Origin of the sequence: Haloarchaeobius sp. HME9146, assembly GCF_025399835.1 — an archaeon.
In the GTDB taxonomy this organism is placed as follows: Archaea; Halobacteriota; Halobacteria; order Halobacteriales; family Natrialbaceae; genus Haloarchaeobius.
Window position 1 is genome coordinate 642,119 of record NZ_JAODVR010000001.1, and the last position, 18,877, is coordinate 660,995.

The 18,877-nt window shown below is 66.5% G+C and carries 14 protein-coding genes; 10 read left to right on the forward strand and 4 right to left on the reverse strand.

Annotated features, from left to right (window positions below; translation table 11 throughout):
* Window positions 1–127 precede the first annotated feature (127 nt).
* From N6C22_RS03375 to N6C22_RS03385, 3 genes are read left to right on the forward strand one after another with little or no spacing between them, the layout of a single operon-like run.
* Window positions 128–928, forward strand: coding sequence for an enoyl-CoA hydratase/isomerase family protein (locus N6C22_RS03375; protein ID WP_261649379.1), 801 nt, complete (start codon window positions 128–130; stop codon window positions 926–928).
* A complete protein-coding gene (locus N6C22_RS03380) occupies window positions 921–3,116 on the forward strand; it encodes an acetate--CoA ligase family protein (RefSeq protein ID WP_261649381.1) in 2,196 nt (731 codons plus the stop codon). The genes N6C22_RS03375 and N6C22_RS03380 overlap by 8 nt, the downstream gene beginning before the upstream one ends.
* Window positions 3,109–3,897, forward strand: a complete 789-nt coding sequence (locus N6C22_RS03385) for an enoyl-CoA hydratase/isomerase family protein (protein WP_261649382.1) — start codon at window positions 3,109–3,111, stop codon at window positions 3,895–3,897. Before N6C22_RS03380 ends, N6C22_RS03385 begins: the two co-directional genes overlap by 8 nt.
* Here the strand turns inward: N6C22_RS03385 and N6C22_RS03390 are convergent.
* A complete protein-coding gene (locus tag N6C22_RS03390; protein WP_261649383.1) occupies window positions 3,894–4,649 on the reverse strand; it encodes an HpcH/HpaI aldolase/citrate lyase family protein in 756 nt (251 codons plus the stop codon). The two genes, N6C22_RS03385 and N6C22_RS03390, sit on opposite strands and share 4 nt — an antisense overlap.
* A 120-nt stretch (window positions 4,650–4,769) precedes the next feature.
* On the opposite strand from N6C22_RS03390, the gene N6C22_RS03395 reads away from it, so the two are divergent.
* The gene (locus N6C22_RS03395; protein ID WP_261649384.1) at window positions 4,770–4,946 is read left to right on the forward strand and encodes a CopG family transcriptional regulator; all 177 of its coding nucleotides are present in this window, start codon (window positions 4,770–4,772) and stop codon (window positions 4,944–4,946) included.
* Window positions 4,947–4,961: 15 nt separating this feature from the next.
* Here the strand turns inward: N6C22_RS03395 and N6C22_RS03400 are convergent, their stop codons facing one another.
* Window positions 4,962–6,497 (reverse strand): ATP-binding protein, encoded by a 1,536-nt coding sequence (locus N6C22_RS03400; protein ID WP_261649385.1) that lies wholly within the window; start codon window positions 6,495–6,497, stop codon window positions 4,962–4,964.
* 76 nt (window positions 6,498–6,573) lie between these two features.
* Between N6C22_RS03400 and N6C22_RS03405 the strand changes: the two genes are divergently transcribed.
* Entirely contained in the window at window positions 6,574–7,314 is a 741-nt protein-coding gene (locus N6C22_RS03405; protein WP_261649387.1) for a TrmB family transcriptional regulator sugar-binding domain-containing protein, read from the forward strand.
* A 66-nt stretch (window positions 7,315–7,380) separates the two neighbouring features.
* Here N6C22_RS03405 and N6C22_RS03410 read toward each other — a convergent pair whose 3' ends face one another.
* Both N6C22_RS03410 and N6C22_RS21130 read right to left on the reverse strand, forming a co-directional pair.
* The gene (locus tag N6C22_RS03410; protein WP_261649389.1) at window positions 7,381–8,163 is read right to left on the reverse strand and encodes a 23S rRNA (uridine(2552)-2'-O)-methyltransferase; all 783 of its coding nucleotides are present in this window, start codon (window positions 8,161–8,163) and stop codon (window positions 7,381–7,383) included.
* A gap of 140 nt (window positions 8,164–8,303) precedes the next feature.
* A complete protein-coding gene (locus N6C22_RS21130; protein WP_261649391.1) occupies window positions 8,304–9,551 on the reverse strand; it encodes a PGF-CTERM sorting domain-containing protein in 1,248 nt (415 codons plus the stop codon).
* Between the two features lie 213 nt (window positions 9,552–9,764).
* Between N6C22_RS21130 and N6C22_RS03420 the strand changes: the two genes are divergently transcribed.
* The 5 genes from N6C22_RS03420 (at window position 9,765) to N6C22_RS03440 (ending at window position 18,872) form a co-directional block, all read left to right on the forward strand.
* Complete coding sequence (locus tag N6C22_RS03420) at window positions 9,765–10,355, forward strand: hypothetical protein (RefSeq protein WP_261649392.1); 591 nt, start codon at window positions 9,765–9,767, stop codon at window positions 10,353–10,355.
* 443 nt (window positions 10,356–10,798) lie between these two features.
* Window positions 10,799–15,562, forward strand: a complete 4,764-nt coding sequence (locus N6C22_RS03425) for a PKD domain-containing protein (RefSeq protein ID WP_261649393.1) — start codon at window positions 10,799–10,801, stop codon at window positions 15,560–15,562.
* Window positions 15,559–16,848 carry a dockerin type I domain-containing protein gene (locus N6C22_RS03430; RefSeq protein WP_261649394.1) on the forward strand — a complete coding sequence of 430 codons (1,290 nt, stop codon included), beginning with the start codon at window positions 15,559–15,561 and terminating at the stop codon, window positions 16,846–16,848. Before N6C22_RS03425 ends, N6C22_RS03430 begins: the two co-directional genes overlap by 4 nt.
* Window positions 16,848–17,942, forward strand: a complete 1,095-nt coding sequence (locus N6C22_RS03435; RefSeq protein WP_261649395.1) for a CARDB domain-containing protein — start codon at window positions 16,848–16,850, stop codon at window positions 17,940–17,942. The genes N6C22_RS03430 and N6C22_RS03435 overlap by 1 nt, the downstream gene beginning before the upstream one ends.
* A gap of 186 nt (window positions 17,943–18,128) precedes the next feature.
* Window positions 18,129–18,872, forward strand: coding sequence for a DNA polymerase sliding clamp (locus N6C22_RS03440; RefSeq protein WP_261649396.1), 744 nt, complete (start codon window positions 18,129–18,131; stop codon window positions 18,870–18,872).
* Window positions 18,873–18,877: the final 5 nt, after the last annotated feature.

Consider the following 18,877-nt stretch of genomic DNA (forward strand, 5'->3'; position numbering starts at 1 on the left):
CGGCCCCTCGATTTTGGAGTTTCTCCAAACTCGGGGAGATATAGTACATAATATCTTATACGAAGTCCAAAAATTCGCAACTCTCCTTATCTTTTAGTGTCTTGTTCGTGTATTACACAATCGAGTAATGTCTGCTTCCGAATCACTGCAGAACACACCCGTCGACTACGAGTACGACGATGCGGCGGACGTCGCTCGTATCACGCTGTCGCGCCCCGACAGTCTGAACGCCGTCACCAGACCGCTGTACGACGGCGTCCGGGCCGGCCTCGACGCCGCTGCGGCCGACGACGCCAGGGTCGTCGTCCTGCAGGGCGAGGGTCGCGCCTTCTGCGTCGGTGCCGATATGAAGGGACACGACGAGGCCGAGCGCACGCCGGCCGAGAAGCGAGCGTACGTCGAGGCCGCACAGGAGACCTGTCTGGCGGTCCAGACGCATCCTGCACCCGTGGTCGTGAAGGTCCAGGGGTACGCCATCGGCGCGGGCGCGGAACTGGCGCTGAGTGCCGATTGCATCGTGATGGCCACGGACGCCGAGATGCGATTCCCCGAGGTGTCCATCGGTACCTACGTCGGCGGCGGCGTCACGTACACGCTCCCCGAGCGCGTCGGGCGGGCGAAGGCCCGCGAACTCGTCCTGACCGCGGCGACCGTCGAGGGGACCGAGGCCGGTGAGATGGGCCTCGCGACCGAGGTCGTCCCACCGGCGGCCCTCGACGAGGCGGTCGACGACCTCGCGGAGACCCTCGCCAGCCACGCCCCCATCCCGATGCAGCACGCGAAAGAACAGTTCCGGCGGGAACCCGACCGCGACCACCTGTTGACCGCGGAGGCCGACGCCCTGCTGGCCTGTATGGAGACGGACGACTGGCAGGAGGGCGTCGACGCGTTCGCCGAGGACCGAGAACCGGTGTTCAGGGGTGAGTGACGTGCACGACGACCAGCTCCAGCGCATCCTCGCCCCGGACTCCGTGGCGGTCGTCGGTGCCTCGACGGACCCGCAAAAGCGCGGGCACCAGGCCATCGCCACCCTCGAAGCGGGCGGCTACGAGGGTGACGTCTACCCCGTCAACCCCAGCGCGGACGAGATCCGCGGGCGGACCGTCTACGACAGCGTCTCCGACATCCCCGAGCCGGTGGACCTCGCGCTCGTCGTGGTGCCCGCACCCGTCGTCCCGAGCGTCCTGGAGGACTGCGCCGACACCGACCTCGCCGGGGCGGTCGTCGTCGCTGTCGGCTTCGGCGAGACCGGCGACGAGGGCGAGGCACTCGAACGGCGCATCGTCGACCTCGCGAACCAGCACGACATCCGGCTCATCGGGCCGAACACGTCCGGGATGATAAATGTCCACGAGGGGCTGAACCTCGTCGGCGCGGAGAACGTTCCGGCCGGTGACGTCGCCTTGCTCTGCCAGAGCGGGAACCTCGCCATCGCGCTGTTCATGGAGGCGATGGGCGTCCCCGGACTCGGCTTCAGCCACTACGTCGGCGTCGGCAACGAGTCCGACCTCCGGTTCGACGAGTACCTGCCGTTCTACGCCGAAGACGACGAGACAGCGGCCATCACGCTGTACGTCGAGGGGATGAGCGACGGCCGGGCGTTCCTCCAGCGCGCCCGCGAGGTCACCCCGGACACCCCCATCGTCGCGCTGAAGGGCGGCCGTTCGGAGGTCGGCAAGCAGTCGACCAGCTCGCACACCGGTTCGATGGCCGGCGACGCCGCGGTCGCGGACGCCGTCTTCGGGCAGGCCGGCGTGATCAGCGTCGAGCGCGCTGACGAACTGCTGCCGACGGCCGGGGCGCTGGGGTCGCTCCCACCAGCCGACGGTGAGAACGTCGCCATCCTCGCGGACGGGGGTGGACACGCGACCCTCGCCGCCGACGCGCTCGCCGAACAGGGGCTTTCGGTGCCTGACCTCACCGCCGAGACCCAGGACCGACTCCGGGAGGTCCTGCCCGATGCGGCGAGCGTCGTCAACCCGGTCGACGTGGCCGGCGGCACCGACGACGACCCGACCGTCTTCTACGACTGTGCCGCCGCCATCGCGGCCGACCCGAACGTCGACGCCCTGCTGCTCTCGGGGTTGTTCGGCGGCTACGGCATCCGGTTCTCGGATGCCCTCGCGGAACCGGAACTCGACGCGGCCCACGACATCGCGGGCCTCGTCGACGAGCAGGACATCCCCGTCGTGGTCCAGAGCGCCTACGAGAGCGCCGAGCCAGACGCTCACGCGGTCCTGCGCGAGCGGGGCATCCCGGTTCAGGAATCGCTGGAGGTGGCCACCCGGACCATCGCCGCGCTCGCGACCTACGGCGACCACTGCGCGCGGGCCGACCGGAAGTCGGATTTCCGGCTCACCCCCGACGCCGCGGACGACGCGACCCTCGCCGGGGCCGTCGACGACACCGGTGGCGACCTCTCGGAGTACGAGGCCCGCGAGGTGGTCTCGCAACACGACGTGCCGCTCTCGCCCTACGAACTGGCGACCGGGGCCGAGGATGCGGCCGCGGCGGCCGACCGGTTCGACGGGCCGGTCGCGATGAAGGTCGTCTCGCCCGACATCGTCCACAAGTCCGACGTCGGCGGGGTCGCCCTCGACGTGACCGACGACCCGGGCGACACCTACCGCGACCTCGTCGGGGCCGCACGGGACCACGACGCCGACGCGACCGTCGAGGGCGTGCTCGTCTCCCCGATGCGCGAGGACGGCGTCGAGCTCGTCGTCGGCGTCGTCGAGGACGAGCAGTTCGGCCACGTGGCCATGGTCGGCATCGGCGGTGTGTTCGTGGAGGTACTGGAGGACGTGGCGTTCAGGGCCCTGCCCCTGACACAGGCCGACGCCCGCGAGATGCTGGCCGACCTCGACGCCCAGGAACTCCTCGACGGGGCTCGCGGCGCGGAGCCGGTCGACCGCGCGGCGCTGGTCGACCTGCTCGTGGCGGTCTCGCGGTTCGTCGAGGCGAACCCGCGCGTCACGGAACTCGACCTCAACCCGGTGCTCGCGAGCGGGAGCGACGTGGAGGCGCTCGACGCCGCGATGACGGTCCGACCGGCGGGCCGGAACGGGTCCGGGGAGCCGGCCGAGCAGGCCAGCGAGGAGTCCGCCGATGACTGACGTGGTCCGGGTCGAGCGGCCGACCGAGCACGTCGCGACGGTCTGGCTCGACCGACCGGACGCGATGAACGCCTACAACGAGGCGTTGTTGACCGGGCTCGTGGCCGAACTCGAATCGCTGGACGATGACGACTCGGTCCGCGCCGTGGTCCTGACCGGTGCCGGCGAGGCGTTCTGTGCCGGCGTCGACCTGACCGATATGCCCCTGACCCCGGAGATGGACTTCGCGGACTACGAACACGGCCTCGGCCTGTTCCAGGACGTCGTTCGGACGATCCGGTCGCTGTCGGTCCCGGTCGTCGCCGCGGTGAACGGGTACGCCCTCGGCGCGGGCTGCGACACGGCGCTCGCGTGTGACTTCCGGATGGTCTCGACCGAGGCGACGATGGGTGAGACGTTCATCGACGTGGGGTTCGTGCCGGGAGACGGCGGGGCGTACCTCCTGCCCCGGCTGGTCGGCGAGGAGCGCGCGAAAGAACTCATCTTCACCGGGAAGAAGCTCTCCGGCGAGGAGCTCGTCGAGTGGGGACTGGCGCGGTCGTGCGAACCCGCGGGTGACCTGCGGGAGGCCGCCGAATCGTTCGCCGCGGCCCTCACCGAACAGCCCCCCATCGCGCTCGCACAGAGTAAACGGCTCGTCAACGAGAGCCACGAGGTCGACCTGGAGACCGCGTTCGACCACGCGACCCGGGCCCAGCGCATCTGCTCGCAGACGCGGGACCACGAGGAGGCGGTCGCGGCGTTCCGGGAGGACCGGGAGCCGGAGTTCGAGGGCCGCTAGTCCCCGAGTCTGGCGGCCAGCCCGTCTCGCGCGAGCGAGCAGTCGCCGCCGAGCAGGAAGAACCGGAATCCCCGTTCCGCCCGACGCTCTCGCGCCGCACGGTCACGGGCGGCGACCCCGGCGTGGATGCCGGCGTCGCTGGCGGCTCGGCGCACCGTCTCGACACCGTCTTGCACCGCGTCTCGTCCCTTCTCGCCGGGTGTCCCGTATGACGCCGACAGGTCGTTCTCGCCGACGAACGCCACGTCGACAGCCGGCACGGAGACGATGTCGTCGGCGTTCTCGACGCCCGCTGCGGTCTCTATCTGGACGACGACCAGCGTCTCGGCGTCCGCCGTCGCGACGTGCTCGTCGAACCCCTCGCCGAACCCGTTCGCCCGGACGCTGCCGGCGACGCCGCGGTCGCCATCGGGTGGGAACGTCGCGGCCCGGACCGCCGCCTCGGCGTCGGCCGCGGACTCGACGCGGGGGACGATGACCCCGCCAGCCCCGGCGTCGAGTGCGAGCTTGCAGCCCCTCGCCACGGCGTACTCGACGGACGGGAGTCGCACGATGGGCGTCGCCTCGGGTTCGATGGCGCGGACGAGCGATTCCACCTCGCGGGGTCCGACCGGTGTGTGTTCCATGTCGATGCCGAGCCAGTCGAGCCGGGTGGTCGAGAGCGCCTCGGCCAGCCGGGGACTCGCGGACTCGACCCAGGCACCGAGCGCCGACTCGCCGGCTGCCAGCGCGGCTGCCGTCGCGTTCGTCATGGCCCACCTGTCGGTCCGACTCGACAAAACGGTCGGGGGTGGTGGCGCCGCGCCGTCGTGACCGGTCGGGGACAGGTCGCAGGCATATCGCTTATACCCTTCTGTGGGTATTCTCCGAGTATGCCCAAGATAAGCGTCGAGATTCCGCAGGAACTCCTCGACGACCTGGACGACCACGTCGGCGACGACGGGAAGTTCGTGAACCGGAGCGACGCCATCCGGTCGTCGATCCGGAAGAATCTGGATATCCTCGACGAGATAGACGCACGTCACGACCGGCTGGACGACGATTCGTAGCGCCTCCCCGGAAATTCAGGGACGGTCGACGCCGGTGAACTCGAAGCGCGCGCCACCCGACTCGCTCTCCGTGATGGCGACCGACCAGCCGTGGCCCTCGGCGACCTGCGAGACGATGGCGAGACCGAGGCCGGTCCCGTCGGAACCGGAGTAGCCGGATTCGAGCACCTGCTCCCGGTCGGCTTCGGCGATGCCCGACCCGTCGTCGGCGACGTAGAATCCCTCGGTGTCGGGGCACTGGTCGACGGTCACGGTCACGCCCGACCCGCCGTGTTCAACTGAATTTCGGAAGAGGTTCTCGAGCACCTGCGCGAGGCGTGACTCGTCGGCGAGCAGGTAGCCACAGCCGTCGCCGACCCGGAGGGTCGCGTCCTGCGTGTCGACGCTGCTCCACGCACGGTCGACGGCGACGCCGAGGTCGACGACGGCCGCCTCGTAGGCGTCGCGGCCCTCGCGGGCGAGCTGGAGCACGTCGGCGACGAGTTCCTCCATCCGGTCCAGCGACTCGTCGATGGCCTCGACGGCGTCGTCGTCGACCGCCTCGTGGTCCGTATCGAGTTCGCCGAGATATGCCTGGGCGACCCCGAGCGGGTTACGCAAATCGTGGCTGACTATGCTCGCGAACGTGTCGAGGCGCTCGTTCTGCCGGCGCAGCGCGACGCGCGTCTCGGTCGCGTTGATGGCGTACGCGATGGTGTCGCCCAGCTCGGCGAGGACGGTGCGCTCGGTCTCGTCGAGGCCGTCGGAGGCCACCGACCCGAGTGCGACCACCCCGTAGGTCGTGCCCTGGTAGGCGATGGGGACCGCGGCGACCGCCTGCGGCGTCTCCTCGGTCATCTCGGCCCAGTCCTCGCAGGCCGCGATGCCGCTCGCGACGGCCACCTCCTCGCCGTCGAGTGCGGTCGGGAGCGGCGTGGCGTCGGCAGGCATCGCGTCCCGTTCCTCGCCGTCACAGACCACGGCTGCGGTCTCCAGCGTGTCGGAGCCGGGGGTGCCCCACCAGGCGAACGAGTAGCCGCGGTCGCCCGCGAGCTGGTCGCACACCGTCGTCTCGATCTCGCTCCGGTCGGCGGCCCGGACGAGCGACTGGTTCACGTCCCGGATGACCTCGTTGATACGCGCCTGTCGCTCGGCGCGGCGGTCGGCTCGCCGGAAGGCGACAGCGCGCTCGACGCGCCCGATGAGGCGCTGGTAGGACTGTTCGGCGGCGGTGCGAGGGACGTACTCGGTGACCCCGCGGGCGATGGCGGTCTCGGCGATGGCCTCGTTCCCCACGTCGGTGAAGAGGACGAACGGGAGGTCGCCGTCGACCTCGCGGACGGTCTCGAGGAGTTCGAACGCCCCGACGAACTCGATGCCGTCCGGGCGGGGTATCTCGAAGTTGCTCACGACGCAGTCGATGTCGCCGGTCTCGACGACCCCCCTGGCGTCGGAGACGTCGCTGGAGAGGCGGAGGCGCATCTCGTCCGTCTGGTCCTCGATGTGGCGGACGGTCTCGGCTGCGGACTCCAGTCGGTCTACCACCAGCACGTCGATGGTCTCCGACTTCATTACCCACCTCGATGCGAGGGGTCGGTAAAAGCGTTCGGCCCACGCGTTTTATCTGATTGCCCGCCCCTTCCGGGGTATGGATGGGATGGTCACCGTCGAGCACGGTCGCGAGGCGGCACTCGACAGACTTGCAGACCACGTCGACGCGGCCGACCGTGAGGTGATCTTGCTCACGTCGGCGGGCGTCGTCGAAGCGCTCGAAGCGGAACTCGTCGCCGCCCGCGAGCGTGGCGTGCTCGTGGCGGTGCTGTTCGCCGGCGGCGAGCAACTCGAACCGGCGGTGCTGGAGCAGATGACGAGCGTCGCCCGCCGCTGGGACACCGCCGAAGGCGGCCTGAACATCGCCGCCTTCGACGGCGAGGCGTCGATGGTCGCCGGCCCCGGCGCGCTCACGACCGACAAGGGGCTGCGAACCGTCTTCCTCGCCGACCAGTTCTTCGAGGGCCTCGCGTTCAGCGCGTGCTTCGGGAACTTCTGGCCCGTCGCCGAGGACCTGTACACCGCCGACCCGGAACCACTGCCGCGGACGTTCGTGAGCCTCCGCCACGCCGCCTGTACGGCGGCCCTGCACCTCCGGGCGGGGCGGACGCTCACGGCGACCGTCGAAGCTATCGAGACCGAGACCGGCGAACAGCGCACGCTCTCGGGGCAGGTCATCAACGCCAGACAGAGCATCGTCACCCCCATCACGGCCTCGTTCCCGCTGGAGAACAGCCTCATCCTCTCCTCGCCGTTCGGCCGGGTCAGCGTCGGCGGCGAGGGCGCGTTCTTCGAGGACTACGGCGCGAGCGAGGTCAAACTCACGCGCCGCGAGTGAGCTACTCCTCACGGGTCGCTTCGCTCCCCGTTCTGGATTGGAGATTCTCACTCCGTTCGAATCTCCCTACTCTTCGTCGACCGGCTTCGCGAAACCGAAGCGTGGCTTCAGCCCGGTCACCTCGATGTCGAGCTCGTCGCCCGTCTCGACGCCCTCGACGAACAGCGTGTAGCCCTCGACCTTCGCGATACCGTCGCCCTCGCTGCCCACGTCCTCGATGGTCACGGAGAGCACGTCGCCCTCGCGGACCGGCGCGGTCAGGCGGTGCTTGGCGATGAGGTACGTCTCGGAGGACTCGTCACGCGAGGCCTTCGGGGTCGTGGTGCGGACGTACTGGAACTCCTTCTCCATGTCCTTCCGGAGGTCGTCCACGTCGGGGCCCTGGAACACCTTCACGGCGAAGTCGCCGCCGGTGTCGAGCACGTCGAGTGCGGTCTCGAACGCCTGCCGGGCGAGGTACACCGACCGGGCGTGGTCGAGGTTGTACTCGCCGGTCATGTTCGGTGCCATGTCCGAGATGACCACGTCGACCTCGCCGCCGGCGAGTTCCTTGACGCGCTCTTTCGTGTCGTCCTCGGTCATGTCGCCCTTGATGGTCTCTATCTCGGCGTCGTACTCGTCGCCGAAGCCCTTGATACGCTGGAAGTCCACGCCGATGACCTTCCCACCCTCGCCGACCTCCTCGGCGGCGACCTGTATCCAGCCGCCGGGGGCCGCACCCAGGTCGACCACCGTGTTGCCGGGGCCGAACAGGCCCTCTCGCTGGTCGAGCTGCTTGAGCTTGAAGGACGCTCGTGTCCGGTAGCCCTGCTGTTTCGCCCTGTTGTACCATTGGTCCTTGCGCGCCATAGTCGATTGCTGGTAGATATCGGGCCGAGTCGGTTAGGGGTGTCGCATCGCGTTCGACAGGCTCTGTGAGAGGTTCACGCGGTGGGTCGGGCCGTCGTTCTCGACCGGAAGCGAAGGGGTCCGGATGGGTCGGAGAGGGGTCAGCGACGGCGGCCGAGCAGGGCGAGACAGGTCAGTGCGACGAGTGCGCCCAGGAGGGTGAAGCCGGGAACCTCGTCGGTCTGCGGGTTGTCGGAAGCGCTCGCCGTCTCCGGAAACGGGGTGGTCGGCCCGATAGGGGTCGGCGTGGTGTTGATGGCGGTCGTGGTGGTCGGCGTCGATGCTGTGCTGGTCGTCGCCGTCGTGGTCGTCTCGGAGCGTGTCGTGGTGGTCACTGCGGGAACGACGAACCGTTCCTCGTGGACGGGAACCCGCGTCCCGTTCCGCTGGACCACCTGTACCTTCGCGACGACCGTCGTGTTCGGCTCGATGTGGGAGATGTCGACCGGCAGCCGATACTGGTCGACGTACCGGCTCTCGTCGGACGCCTGGGAAGTGATCGCCTCGTGCCACGGGACGACCGTCGCGGGCCAGATGGTCGGGCCGGTCTCGTTCGTTCCCGTCCCCAGCAACCGCACTCGGAACCGTTCGCCGGGGGAGACCCCTGCCATCTGCACCGTCAACTGTGCGGTGGTTCGGGTGACTGTCGATGACACGGTCTGTACGGCGAGACAGTTCGTTCTGAAGAACTGGGCTGGGGTCTCTCCGCTCGACTCCTCGAACGCGAGAGTCACGCCCCACTGGTCGGAACAGTCGATGCCGTGACTGTTGCGGATATCAGTTCCCTCGTCGATGTCGACGGTTTCGAGGTCGACGACCTGGTAGTACGTCTCGTTCTCGGGTCCGGGAACCAGCACGGTTGCTGCCGGGTCGGTCACGACGATTCTGTCGTACATGTGGTCGGTATCCTGTGGGATGCTCTCGCCCCGGTAGAGACGCTGGACCGGGTTACTGTGGCTGGCGTAGAACGTCGCGTTGGTCTCGTTCACGAACCGGTGGAACCGGGTCGTGAGGTTCGACCCGTCGTAGCCTGCGAGGGTCGACCGGAGGCCGGGTGCCTCGAACCGGATTACGACGGTGTCGTCGACGCTCACCATGTTGTCCGTGACGAGCGTTCCGTTCTCCTCGGCACGCCGTATCGCGGCGTAGGAGTCCAGCGATTCCCGTTCGAGTGACGTCCGGAGGATGGTGACGTTGCTGGCAGTGAGCGTGCTGTTCTCCGGGTCGGCCGTCGCCGCTTCAGACCGGTCGAGCTCGACAGCAGGGGACGGCCCTGCCGACCCGACCACTGCGACCGGGATGGCGAGGACGAGGAGGGCAGTGACGAGGAGGGCGCGGGGGACGTTCACAGTCTGGGGTTATCGTCCACCTGTGAATTAACTGGGCATGAATGGTCTTGGGCAGGCGTCGAAACGGGCTGCACTCGTGCGGAGGTGACGGGGTCGGGCGAGCCGAACTGGTGTCAGCACTATGGAAGAGGTGCGTCGGCCTGGTCACCTGCTGGTGAAAATAATGTGCCTGAAACGTGCGATTTATGCATCTCTCACACGAGCGACCTAGCCATGGACCGGTCAAGGAGCCAACAACAACTACGGGAATCTGGTTCTCTCGGGGGAGTGGACCGGGTCTCACGACGCTCACTGTTGAGCGCCACCGTGGGTGCGGTCATCGCCACGGCAGGGTGCATGAACGGCTCGTCGACATCATCGACGACAGAATCACGCGACGAACCGACGGCGTCACTCACCACAGCGGCGCAGGGACGAACGCAGACGGAAACGGGCGCACCAACTGCCGCCTCGACAGCCGACGCGGTACGGATATTCCGGTCCAATCTCCGGTCTGCAGAGATCGATGTCGAGTCGCTCACCTACGACGATGCGACGAACCGCGTCGAATTATCGTACGTGAGTGCCGAGCCTGGCTCCCGGGAGACTGTCACGACCGAGGTCGGTATCATCACCGCCGAGTTCTACAATACCATCGCCGCTGGACTCCGAGCGCAACGACTCGATTCGACGATCATCGGACCGGAAGGGACGGACCAGCTCAGGTGGTATGCCGAGCGTGAATGGTTCACGGAGTTCCAGGATGGCAAGATATCGGAGGATGAACTGATATTGCGTGTCATCGAGACCGTCGAACAGGTTTGAGGTCCTTCCCGTATCGATTGAACCTGCTCCTGAGTCGCGCTGGAGATGCACACTGTTCCTGTTTCTGACTATTCGATTAGCACATCACCAATGGTGACACAATCGCGGTTGGTGGCCTGTTGGCGCGGGTTCACGGTGCCTACCGCTACGTAACCAGTACTTATAATCTCTGAAAAAAGAAGGTATATCTTGCCAATATGTTCAATGGGGCAACATTTAAGTGACAGTGGTTTAATCTGTCGGCCATGCGGACTGATGGGAAATGGGTAATTAAACTCACTGTGTCACTACTGCTTCTGGCCGTGGTGGCTGGGGCCCTGTCGGGTGGGGTTGCCGCCACGCCAGGTGACAACGTCACCACGGGTGGGGACACAGTGGACGATGAGAACAGTTCGGTCTACTCAGCGACGACAGCTGGGTCCGATACTGATGGAGCACAGCTTATGGATAGCGACGACTCGTGTTGCGACGACCCCGAAGTCGCGGTGACGGTCGTCCCGACCGGGTCGTCGTTTTCGAGTGACGAGACGATGACCATCTACGTGGGTGCGTACAACGACACGACGCCCGTACCCACGGCGGTCGCCAACGAGAACATCAACGTCACCGTCACGCGACCCGACGGGACGACGACGAACTACTCGGTGACGACCGATTCGGACGGGAAAGCACAGGTCGACTACGACCTCTCGGCCGACAGCCAGAACGGCACGTACTCGGTCACCGTCTCTCGCGACGGTAGCTCCGAAACTGCGACGGTGAACCCGGACGTCGGTCCGGCAGTCACCGCTGCAGAACGGGACTACGAGGACGTCCTGACCAACGAGACGACCGACGTGACGTTCCTCGTTCGGAACGGTGGGAACGGGAGTGCTGACACTCAGCTCAACGTCACCATCACGGACCCCACTGGGAGCGTCGTCGAGACACGGCAGGTCCGAACGGATTCGGATGGCTTCGTGAACGTCTCCGTGACGCCCTCGCAGCAGGGCCAGTACGAGGTGACCGCCAGTCTGGTCGATTCCGGGTCGAGTGCCAGCCAGACCTTCGATGCACACCAGGTCGTCCTTCGCACCACTTACGAACTCGGCCGGGGTGCCGAGAACGAGACGTTCGTCTACGGCGGATATCTCAAGGACCAGAACGGGCTCTTGCAGAACGAACCGGTCACCGTCGAGATATACAACAGCACCACGACCGTCGAGAACATCAGCACGACCACCGGGAGCAACGGGTTCTTCCTCGTCGAATCCGAGATCAACAGTTCCGACTGGTACGACGTCGATGTCACGGTCAACGGGACCACCATCCGGGACAGTATCGACGTCGAAGACCCGTACCCCGGTAGTAGCGGCGGTGGTGGCAGCGCCGATGTCACGATCACTGCATCGCCCCGGGACTACGACGTCGCACCGGGGTCGAACGCGACGTTCGACATCGAAGCCACGGAGAACGGCTCTGCCATCGCCAACGAGCAGGTGCCGGTGTTCGTCCGGCTCGACTACGACGGCGCACCGCTGCTGTCGACGACCGTTACGACCGACGAGAACGGTGCCGCAGTCGTCGACGTCCCGATTCCGGCAGGGATCGCCGGTGAGGCCGACATCGATGGCGAAGTCGCCATCACGCACAACAACACGACTGCGACCGACAGCCTGTACGGCGACATACAGAAGTACGACTTCAACTTCGACTTCGATTACAGTGCGCAGGTCGGGTCGACGGCGACCTTCGGCGTTGACGTGACTGCTATCGACGGCACCAGTAGTGTCGAGAACCTGCCGATCCAGTACAACGCACTCTACGACGGCAACGGGTTCGAGTCCTACGCCACGGGGCAACTGGTCACCAACCAGACCGGGAGTGCCACGGAGGCGGTGTACGTTCCCCGTACTCTGGAGCCGTACCGTGCCGTCGTCCCCTTCTCTCAGAACGAGAACGCGAGAGACGCGAGTCTCTACTACGTGAACATGTTCGAGTTCCCGGGGACGCTGGCGATCGAAGGCGTGTCCGAGGACCAATACGGCAATCCCGTCGTGAAGCCGGGCGAGCAGATGACGCTCAACTTCACGACGCCCAATGGGTCGGCTGCCTCGGGTATCGCGTTCACCGATATCGAACACAACAGCTCCGAGAGCTACGTCGACGTGTCGCTCGGGACCGACATCAGTACCGGCTCGGACGCGACCCTGACGATTCCGGAGTACGCGGCCGATGACTCCTACGTCAGTGTGACGGTCTGGACCGCGGATTCACAGGGCCGGTTCTACACCGACGAAGTCTACTTCGAGATCAACTCGTCGGCGGACGACGGGCCGATCGACGCCTCCCTCACGTCGTCGACGGACACCGTCGAAGCCGGGAACAGCTTCACCCTGGACGCGACAGCCAACCAGTCCGTCCAGGAGTACCGCTGGGACTTCGACAGCGATGGGGCGGTCGACCGGACCACGACGAGTTCGACGGTCTCCATCGTGGCCGATACCCTCGGTGACAACACGATCACGGTCACGGCGGTCGGCACCGACGGCGACACCGCCTCGGCGACGACGCAGGTCACCGTGACCGACACGACGGCACCGACCGTCGCCCTGACCGGGCCGGAGACGGTCGTCGTCGGCGAATCCGTGGCGTTCAACGCGAGCAACAGCACGGACAACAGCGACATCGACTCCTACGCCTGGGAGGTCACGAACGACACCGGGACGGTCACCACGCAGACGACCAACACGAGCACCACCTCGCTCTCGTTCCCCGCGACCGGGGACTACACGGTCTCGATGACGGCGACCGACCTGGCCGGGAACACGAACACGACGACCCAGCAGGTCACGGTCGTCGCCGGTGCGAACCTCGAGACGACGGTCACCGTCACCGATGCCCAGTACACGGAGAACGTGACGGCGACCATCACGGTGACCAACACCGGCAACGAACAGGTCACCGCTCCGTTCACGATCGCCTACGATTACACGGGTAGCCAGCACGCGAGCGGAACCACCGCCAGTGCGGCTGGCAACCTCTCCATCGACACGACCATCGCGGGTAACAGCTCGATTCAGCGGACGGTCAACATCACCGACTGGGTCCGGCAGAACCGCATCACCGGCGACGTCGTCGTCACTGCGAACGCAGACCCCGACGACAACGTCTCCGAAGCACGGACCGAAGACAACGTCGACACCGGCGAGTTGACCATCACCTACGCCGACCTGGAGACGTCGGTCAGCAGTCCCACGGCGGCGACCAACGCCTCCGAGACCCCGATTCGCGCGTACGTCGGGAACAACGGGACCGCGAACAGCACGGCGACGAGCGTGAACATCACGGTCACGGACAGTAGCGGGACGGTCGTGGTGACCCAGACCGCACCGGTCGAGGCACTCACGACGACCGAACAGAACCTGACCCGCCTCACGCCCACGCTGGAGGCCGGTACCTACACCGTGACCGCCGCGGTCGACGACGCCGACTTCCCGGCCGGGAACGTCTCCACGACGACGATAACCGTCGAGGAGTACAACCTGACCGCCGAGCGCGTGAACACGCCCTCGGAGCTCGAGGTCGGACAGGGAACGACCGTCGCGTTCGCCTTCCAGCCGAACGACGACGCCCCGGTGAACGCGACGCTCTCGCTCGACGGTTCGGGACTCGCGTTCCAGAACAGTCAGAACGACAGCGTCTCGACGGTCATCACGCCGGACCCGAACCAGCCGAACGTCGTCACCTACGACCTGGAGGCGGTCAACACGACCACCACGCCGACGACGCTGAACTTCGCGGTCACCGAGACCAACGGGTCCGATTCCGCGAGCCTGACCGCGTCGACGAACGTGACGGTCGTCACCAGGACGGTGACGAACTCCACGGCTATCGTCCACGATAGCGCGCAGGAGACCGCGACCTTCGACGTCCACGACAGCGGCGTGACCGAGTCGCACAACGTCAGTATCAGCGTCCAGGCCGGTGCCAACGGCCGGACGCTGCAGGGACTCGAGTACCTGGTCCAGTACCCGTACGGCTGCGTCGAGCAGACCACCTCGGCGTTCCTCGGTGCACTCAACACCGACCAGTACTACCGTGACCGGCCGGACTCGGAGATCGACCAGAGCCAGCAGGAAGAAATCAACGGCTCGATCGCCGAGGGCATCGCCCGACTCAACGAGAGTGGCATCCGTGCCCAGCAGGACGACGGGTCCTGGAACATGTGGGGCAACGAAGACGTCGAGGGTGACACGTTCTACAGCGTCTACGCGCTGTACGGCACCTCCGAGGTCGCCAACGACCCGATATACGGGCCGAAGAACGACGACTCGCTCGATGGGGTCGACTTCGACCAGGCGGTCGTCTGGCTGAACGACGAGGACCAGAACGCCGACGGCTCGTTCAGCGCCTACTCCTACATCGAGGACGAGGAGGCGATGACCGGGTTCACCATCGTCGCGGTGAACAAGACCGCACAGACCGAGCGCGTGGACGCCGGTACCCACGCCAACATCACCGAACTGCAGGGTGAAGGCGTGGACTACCTGCTCGACGCGCAGAACGAGACGTCCGGTGCGTGGAACAACGGGAACGCGCGCTCGACGGCGCTGGCCGTCCACGGGCTGCAGGTCGCCCTCGACGCGGGGGCTGCCGCGGACGCGGAGGCCAACGCCAGCGAGATCCAGGCTGCTATCGACGACGGTCGCGAGTGGCTGGTCGCGAACCAGAACGGCGACGGCTCGTGGGACCCGTACCACGACTCGAGCTACTGGAACGAAGCGGGCGACACCAGCGTGACGACCGCGTACGCGCTGCTGGCTCTCGACGAGACCGGCATGCAGGCGACCAACCAGACCATCGTCAACGGGACCGACTACCTGACGGCGGTCTACGAACGGGATGGCTCGTGGGGGTACCCCCGCGCGACCGCCATCTCCATCGAGGCGCTCGACCAGCTCACCGGAGCCAAGAGCAGCGGGACGATGACCGTCACCCTCGACGGTGCGAACGGCACCGTCACGAAGACGGTCACGGTCAACGAGACGACCCCGCGGGTGACGGTCTCCCTGACCGACTCCGAACTCCAGACGCTCCGGGCAGCCGGGAACGGAACGACCACGGTGACGGTGACGGTGTCCGACGACGGTGACTCCGGCACGATCATCGTCGGTATCGAGAGCACGCAGGAGATCGTCGACGAATCGGAGGGGGATGATTCATGAGTTCGCGTTCGATAGCAACAGTGACACTTGCGGTGCTGCTGGCTGTCAGCTTCGCCACCCCGATGGCCGGGACGGTAGCTGCCGACGACCACGCGGCACACGACGTTCGTATCGACACGACCACGCTGACTTCCGGCACGGAGCAGATGGTCGAGATAACGGTCACCAACAACCAGTCGAGCGACATGGTCTCGCCGGTTGTCGAGATTCCGCTTCGCAACGGGCTGTCCGTTACCGACGACCGTCGCTCGACGGACGGCGGCACCGAGTTCGTCGACGGCGTGACGGTCACGACGTCCAGCGGGACGGTGAGCCGAACGGCGTTCATCGACGACAGTTCCTTCCGCGGAACTGATGCACTCTACGTCGAGGGCGTCGTGGTGCCGGCCGGCGAGAGCCGGACCTACGCGGTTCCGCTGACGGTCAGCGGGTCCAACGAGATCACCCTCGAAACCGACGTCCGGCCGCTGAACAACGTGGACCAGAACGTCCGCGTCTCACGCTCCATCGAGCCGGCCGTCCCGGGCACCATCGACGCCTCGTACGCAAGCGGGAGCGGCGACATCACGGTCTCCGGGAGTGCGATAGACAGCCAGACCGGCAGCGACTCCGTCGAGACGGACGTTCCGAGTGGCCAGTCCTACGACGTGTCGACGACGCTGTCGGGACTCGACGAGACGGTCACCGTCAGCGGGCTGCAGGTCGGTGAGTTCGAGACGGAGACGGTCCGCTTCGTCGACCCGTCACAGCGTGACTCGCTCTCGCCGATGGTCGTTGGCCGCACCAGCAGTCAGGCCAGCGTCGTCGACGGGAGCGTCCTCCGCTCGACGTCCGACGGGACGGCCGAGACCAGGACGACCCAGACGGTGACGTTCGACCTGGTCGCCGGCGGTGGCCAGACGGTCGTGGCTGTCGGCACGGACGCCGACCTCCCGATGGCGTCGCTCTCGTCGACGACCGGTGTCGACGACGCTCGATTCGCGACGGACGCGGCACCCGGGGTTGCCATCCTGAACACTTCTGGCGCGGTCGACACGACCGTGACCGTCCAGTTACAGGGGCGCTACCTCGGTGACGTCGATGCCGACGACACGGTCGACGGCAACGACGCGTCGTCGATCGCGGCCGCCCTCGCGTCGAACTCGACCGATTCGCTCACCGAGTACGCCGACGTGAACGACGACGGCGAGGTCTCTGCCATCGACGCGATGCAGACCCAGCAGTACGCAGAAGGGAACAGAACGGCCGACTACTCCAACACGACTGACGAGGAGGAGGATAACTGATGACATCGAGAGAACTGCGTTCGTGGCTACAGGCCGCGCTCGTCGCCGCTGTCGTCTGTGGGATGTTCGCCGCCGCGGTAGCCGGTCCAGTCGGGGCACAGTCCTCGACAGTGGTCGCGTTCAGCTCCGACAGCACCAGCTTCGAGGACTCGACGACGATGAAGCTGATGGCGACCAACGCACCGACGGACGACGGTATCGGTGCGTACGAACTGACCCTGACGTACGACAGCGACGTGGTCGATGTCGACGTCTCGGGGACCGACCGCTTCGACGTGTCCACCGACACGGACGGGTCCAGTGGCGAGGTGACGATGACGGTCGTCGGGTACACCGGGGCCACGAACGCCTCGGGAGCGAACGTGACGCTCGCGACGGTGACCGTCACGTCGAAGGTCGATAGTGCCGATACGTCGCTGTCTGTCGGCAGCATCGAGACGTTCGCGGACACCAACGGTGACCCCATCAGCCACAGCAACGACGCCAGCGTCGACCTCGGCGTCGAGAGTAGCGGTGACGGTGACAGCGGTGGTGGCGGCGGTGGCGGTGGCGGTCAGAGCGATGGCCCCGCCGGCACGGTCAAGATCAGCGACTGGTCGGTCTCGGACGAGACGGTCGCACCTGGCGAGCAGGTGACGATGACGGTCACCGTCTCGAACACCGCCGACGAGACGAAGACCATCACGCCCGCGCTCTACGTCGACGGCGAACTCATCGAGGGCAAGCGGCTGTCGGTGCTGAAGGGCACGGAGCGGACCGTGAACTTCACCTATCGGTTCGAAGAGACCGGCACGCACAGCCTGAGCCCGGACGGAACGGATTTCAAATTCGTCACCGTCGAAGGTGCGGGCGAAACCTCGACGGCCCCGCCGTCGACGACAGAGACCCAGACGCCAACGCCGACTGAAACCGACGAGCAAGCCGAGACGACTGCCGGAACGGTGGCATCGGACGATGAATCGACGGGTTCACCAGAACCGACGGATACGACCGAATCAGGAGCGTCGAGCGGGGGTATCCCAGGGTTCACCACGACGGCCGCGATGGTGGCACTGTTGAGTGTCGCGTTCCTGGCCCGTTCACGGATGGAGTAACCTCCGTTCCCTCGGTTTCCTCGTTGTAACCAGCGTGGTAGCCGACACCTGTGCACGGCTCAGAGCCGGCTCGCCGGTGTCGTGCAACTGCGCACGAGTGCTCACCTGCGCGTCGCCTCGCACGCGGCGCACACACGCGCCTGAAAGGGTGTCTTTTTAGGGCCCGATTTCGTACCCTGACTCAACATGTTCAAGGCCATCGTGAGCGCGGAGACGCTCAAGACGACGCTCGATTCCGTGAGCGTCCTGGTGGACGAGTGTAAGATCCACCTGAACGACGACGGGCTGGAGATTCGTGCCGTGGACCCGGCGAACGTCGGGATGGTCGACCTGCGGCTCTCTGCCAGCGCGTTCGAGTCCTACGAGGCGGACGGCGGCATCATCGGCGTCAACCTCTCGCGACTCGAAGACATCGCCGGCATGGCGGACTCGGGCCAGCTGGTCGAACTCGAACTCGACGAGGAGACGCGCAAGCTCCACATCCAGATAGAGGGCCTGGAGTACACGCTCGCGCTCATCGACCCGGACTCCATCCGCAAGGAGCCGGACATCCCGGACCTCGACCTCCCGGCATCGGTGAAGATCGAGGGCAAGGACATCAACCGCGCCGTCAAGGCCGCGGACATGGTCTCCGACCACATCGCGCTGGGCGTCGATTCGGACGCCGGCCTGTTCTACGTCGACGCGGAGGGCGACACCGACGACGTCCACCTCGAACTCGACGAGACGGACCTCATCGACCTGCAGGCGGGCGAGGCACACTCCCTGTTCAGTCTGGACTACCTGAAGGACATGGACAAGGCCATCCCGAAGGACGCCGAGGTCACGCTCGAACTCGGCGAGGAGTTCCCGGTCAAGCTCTACTTCGACATCGCCGAGGGCCAGGGGACGGTCCTGTTCGTGCTCGCGCCGCGCATCCAGAGCGACTGAGACCG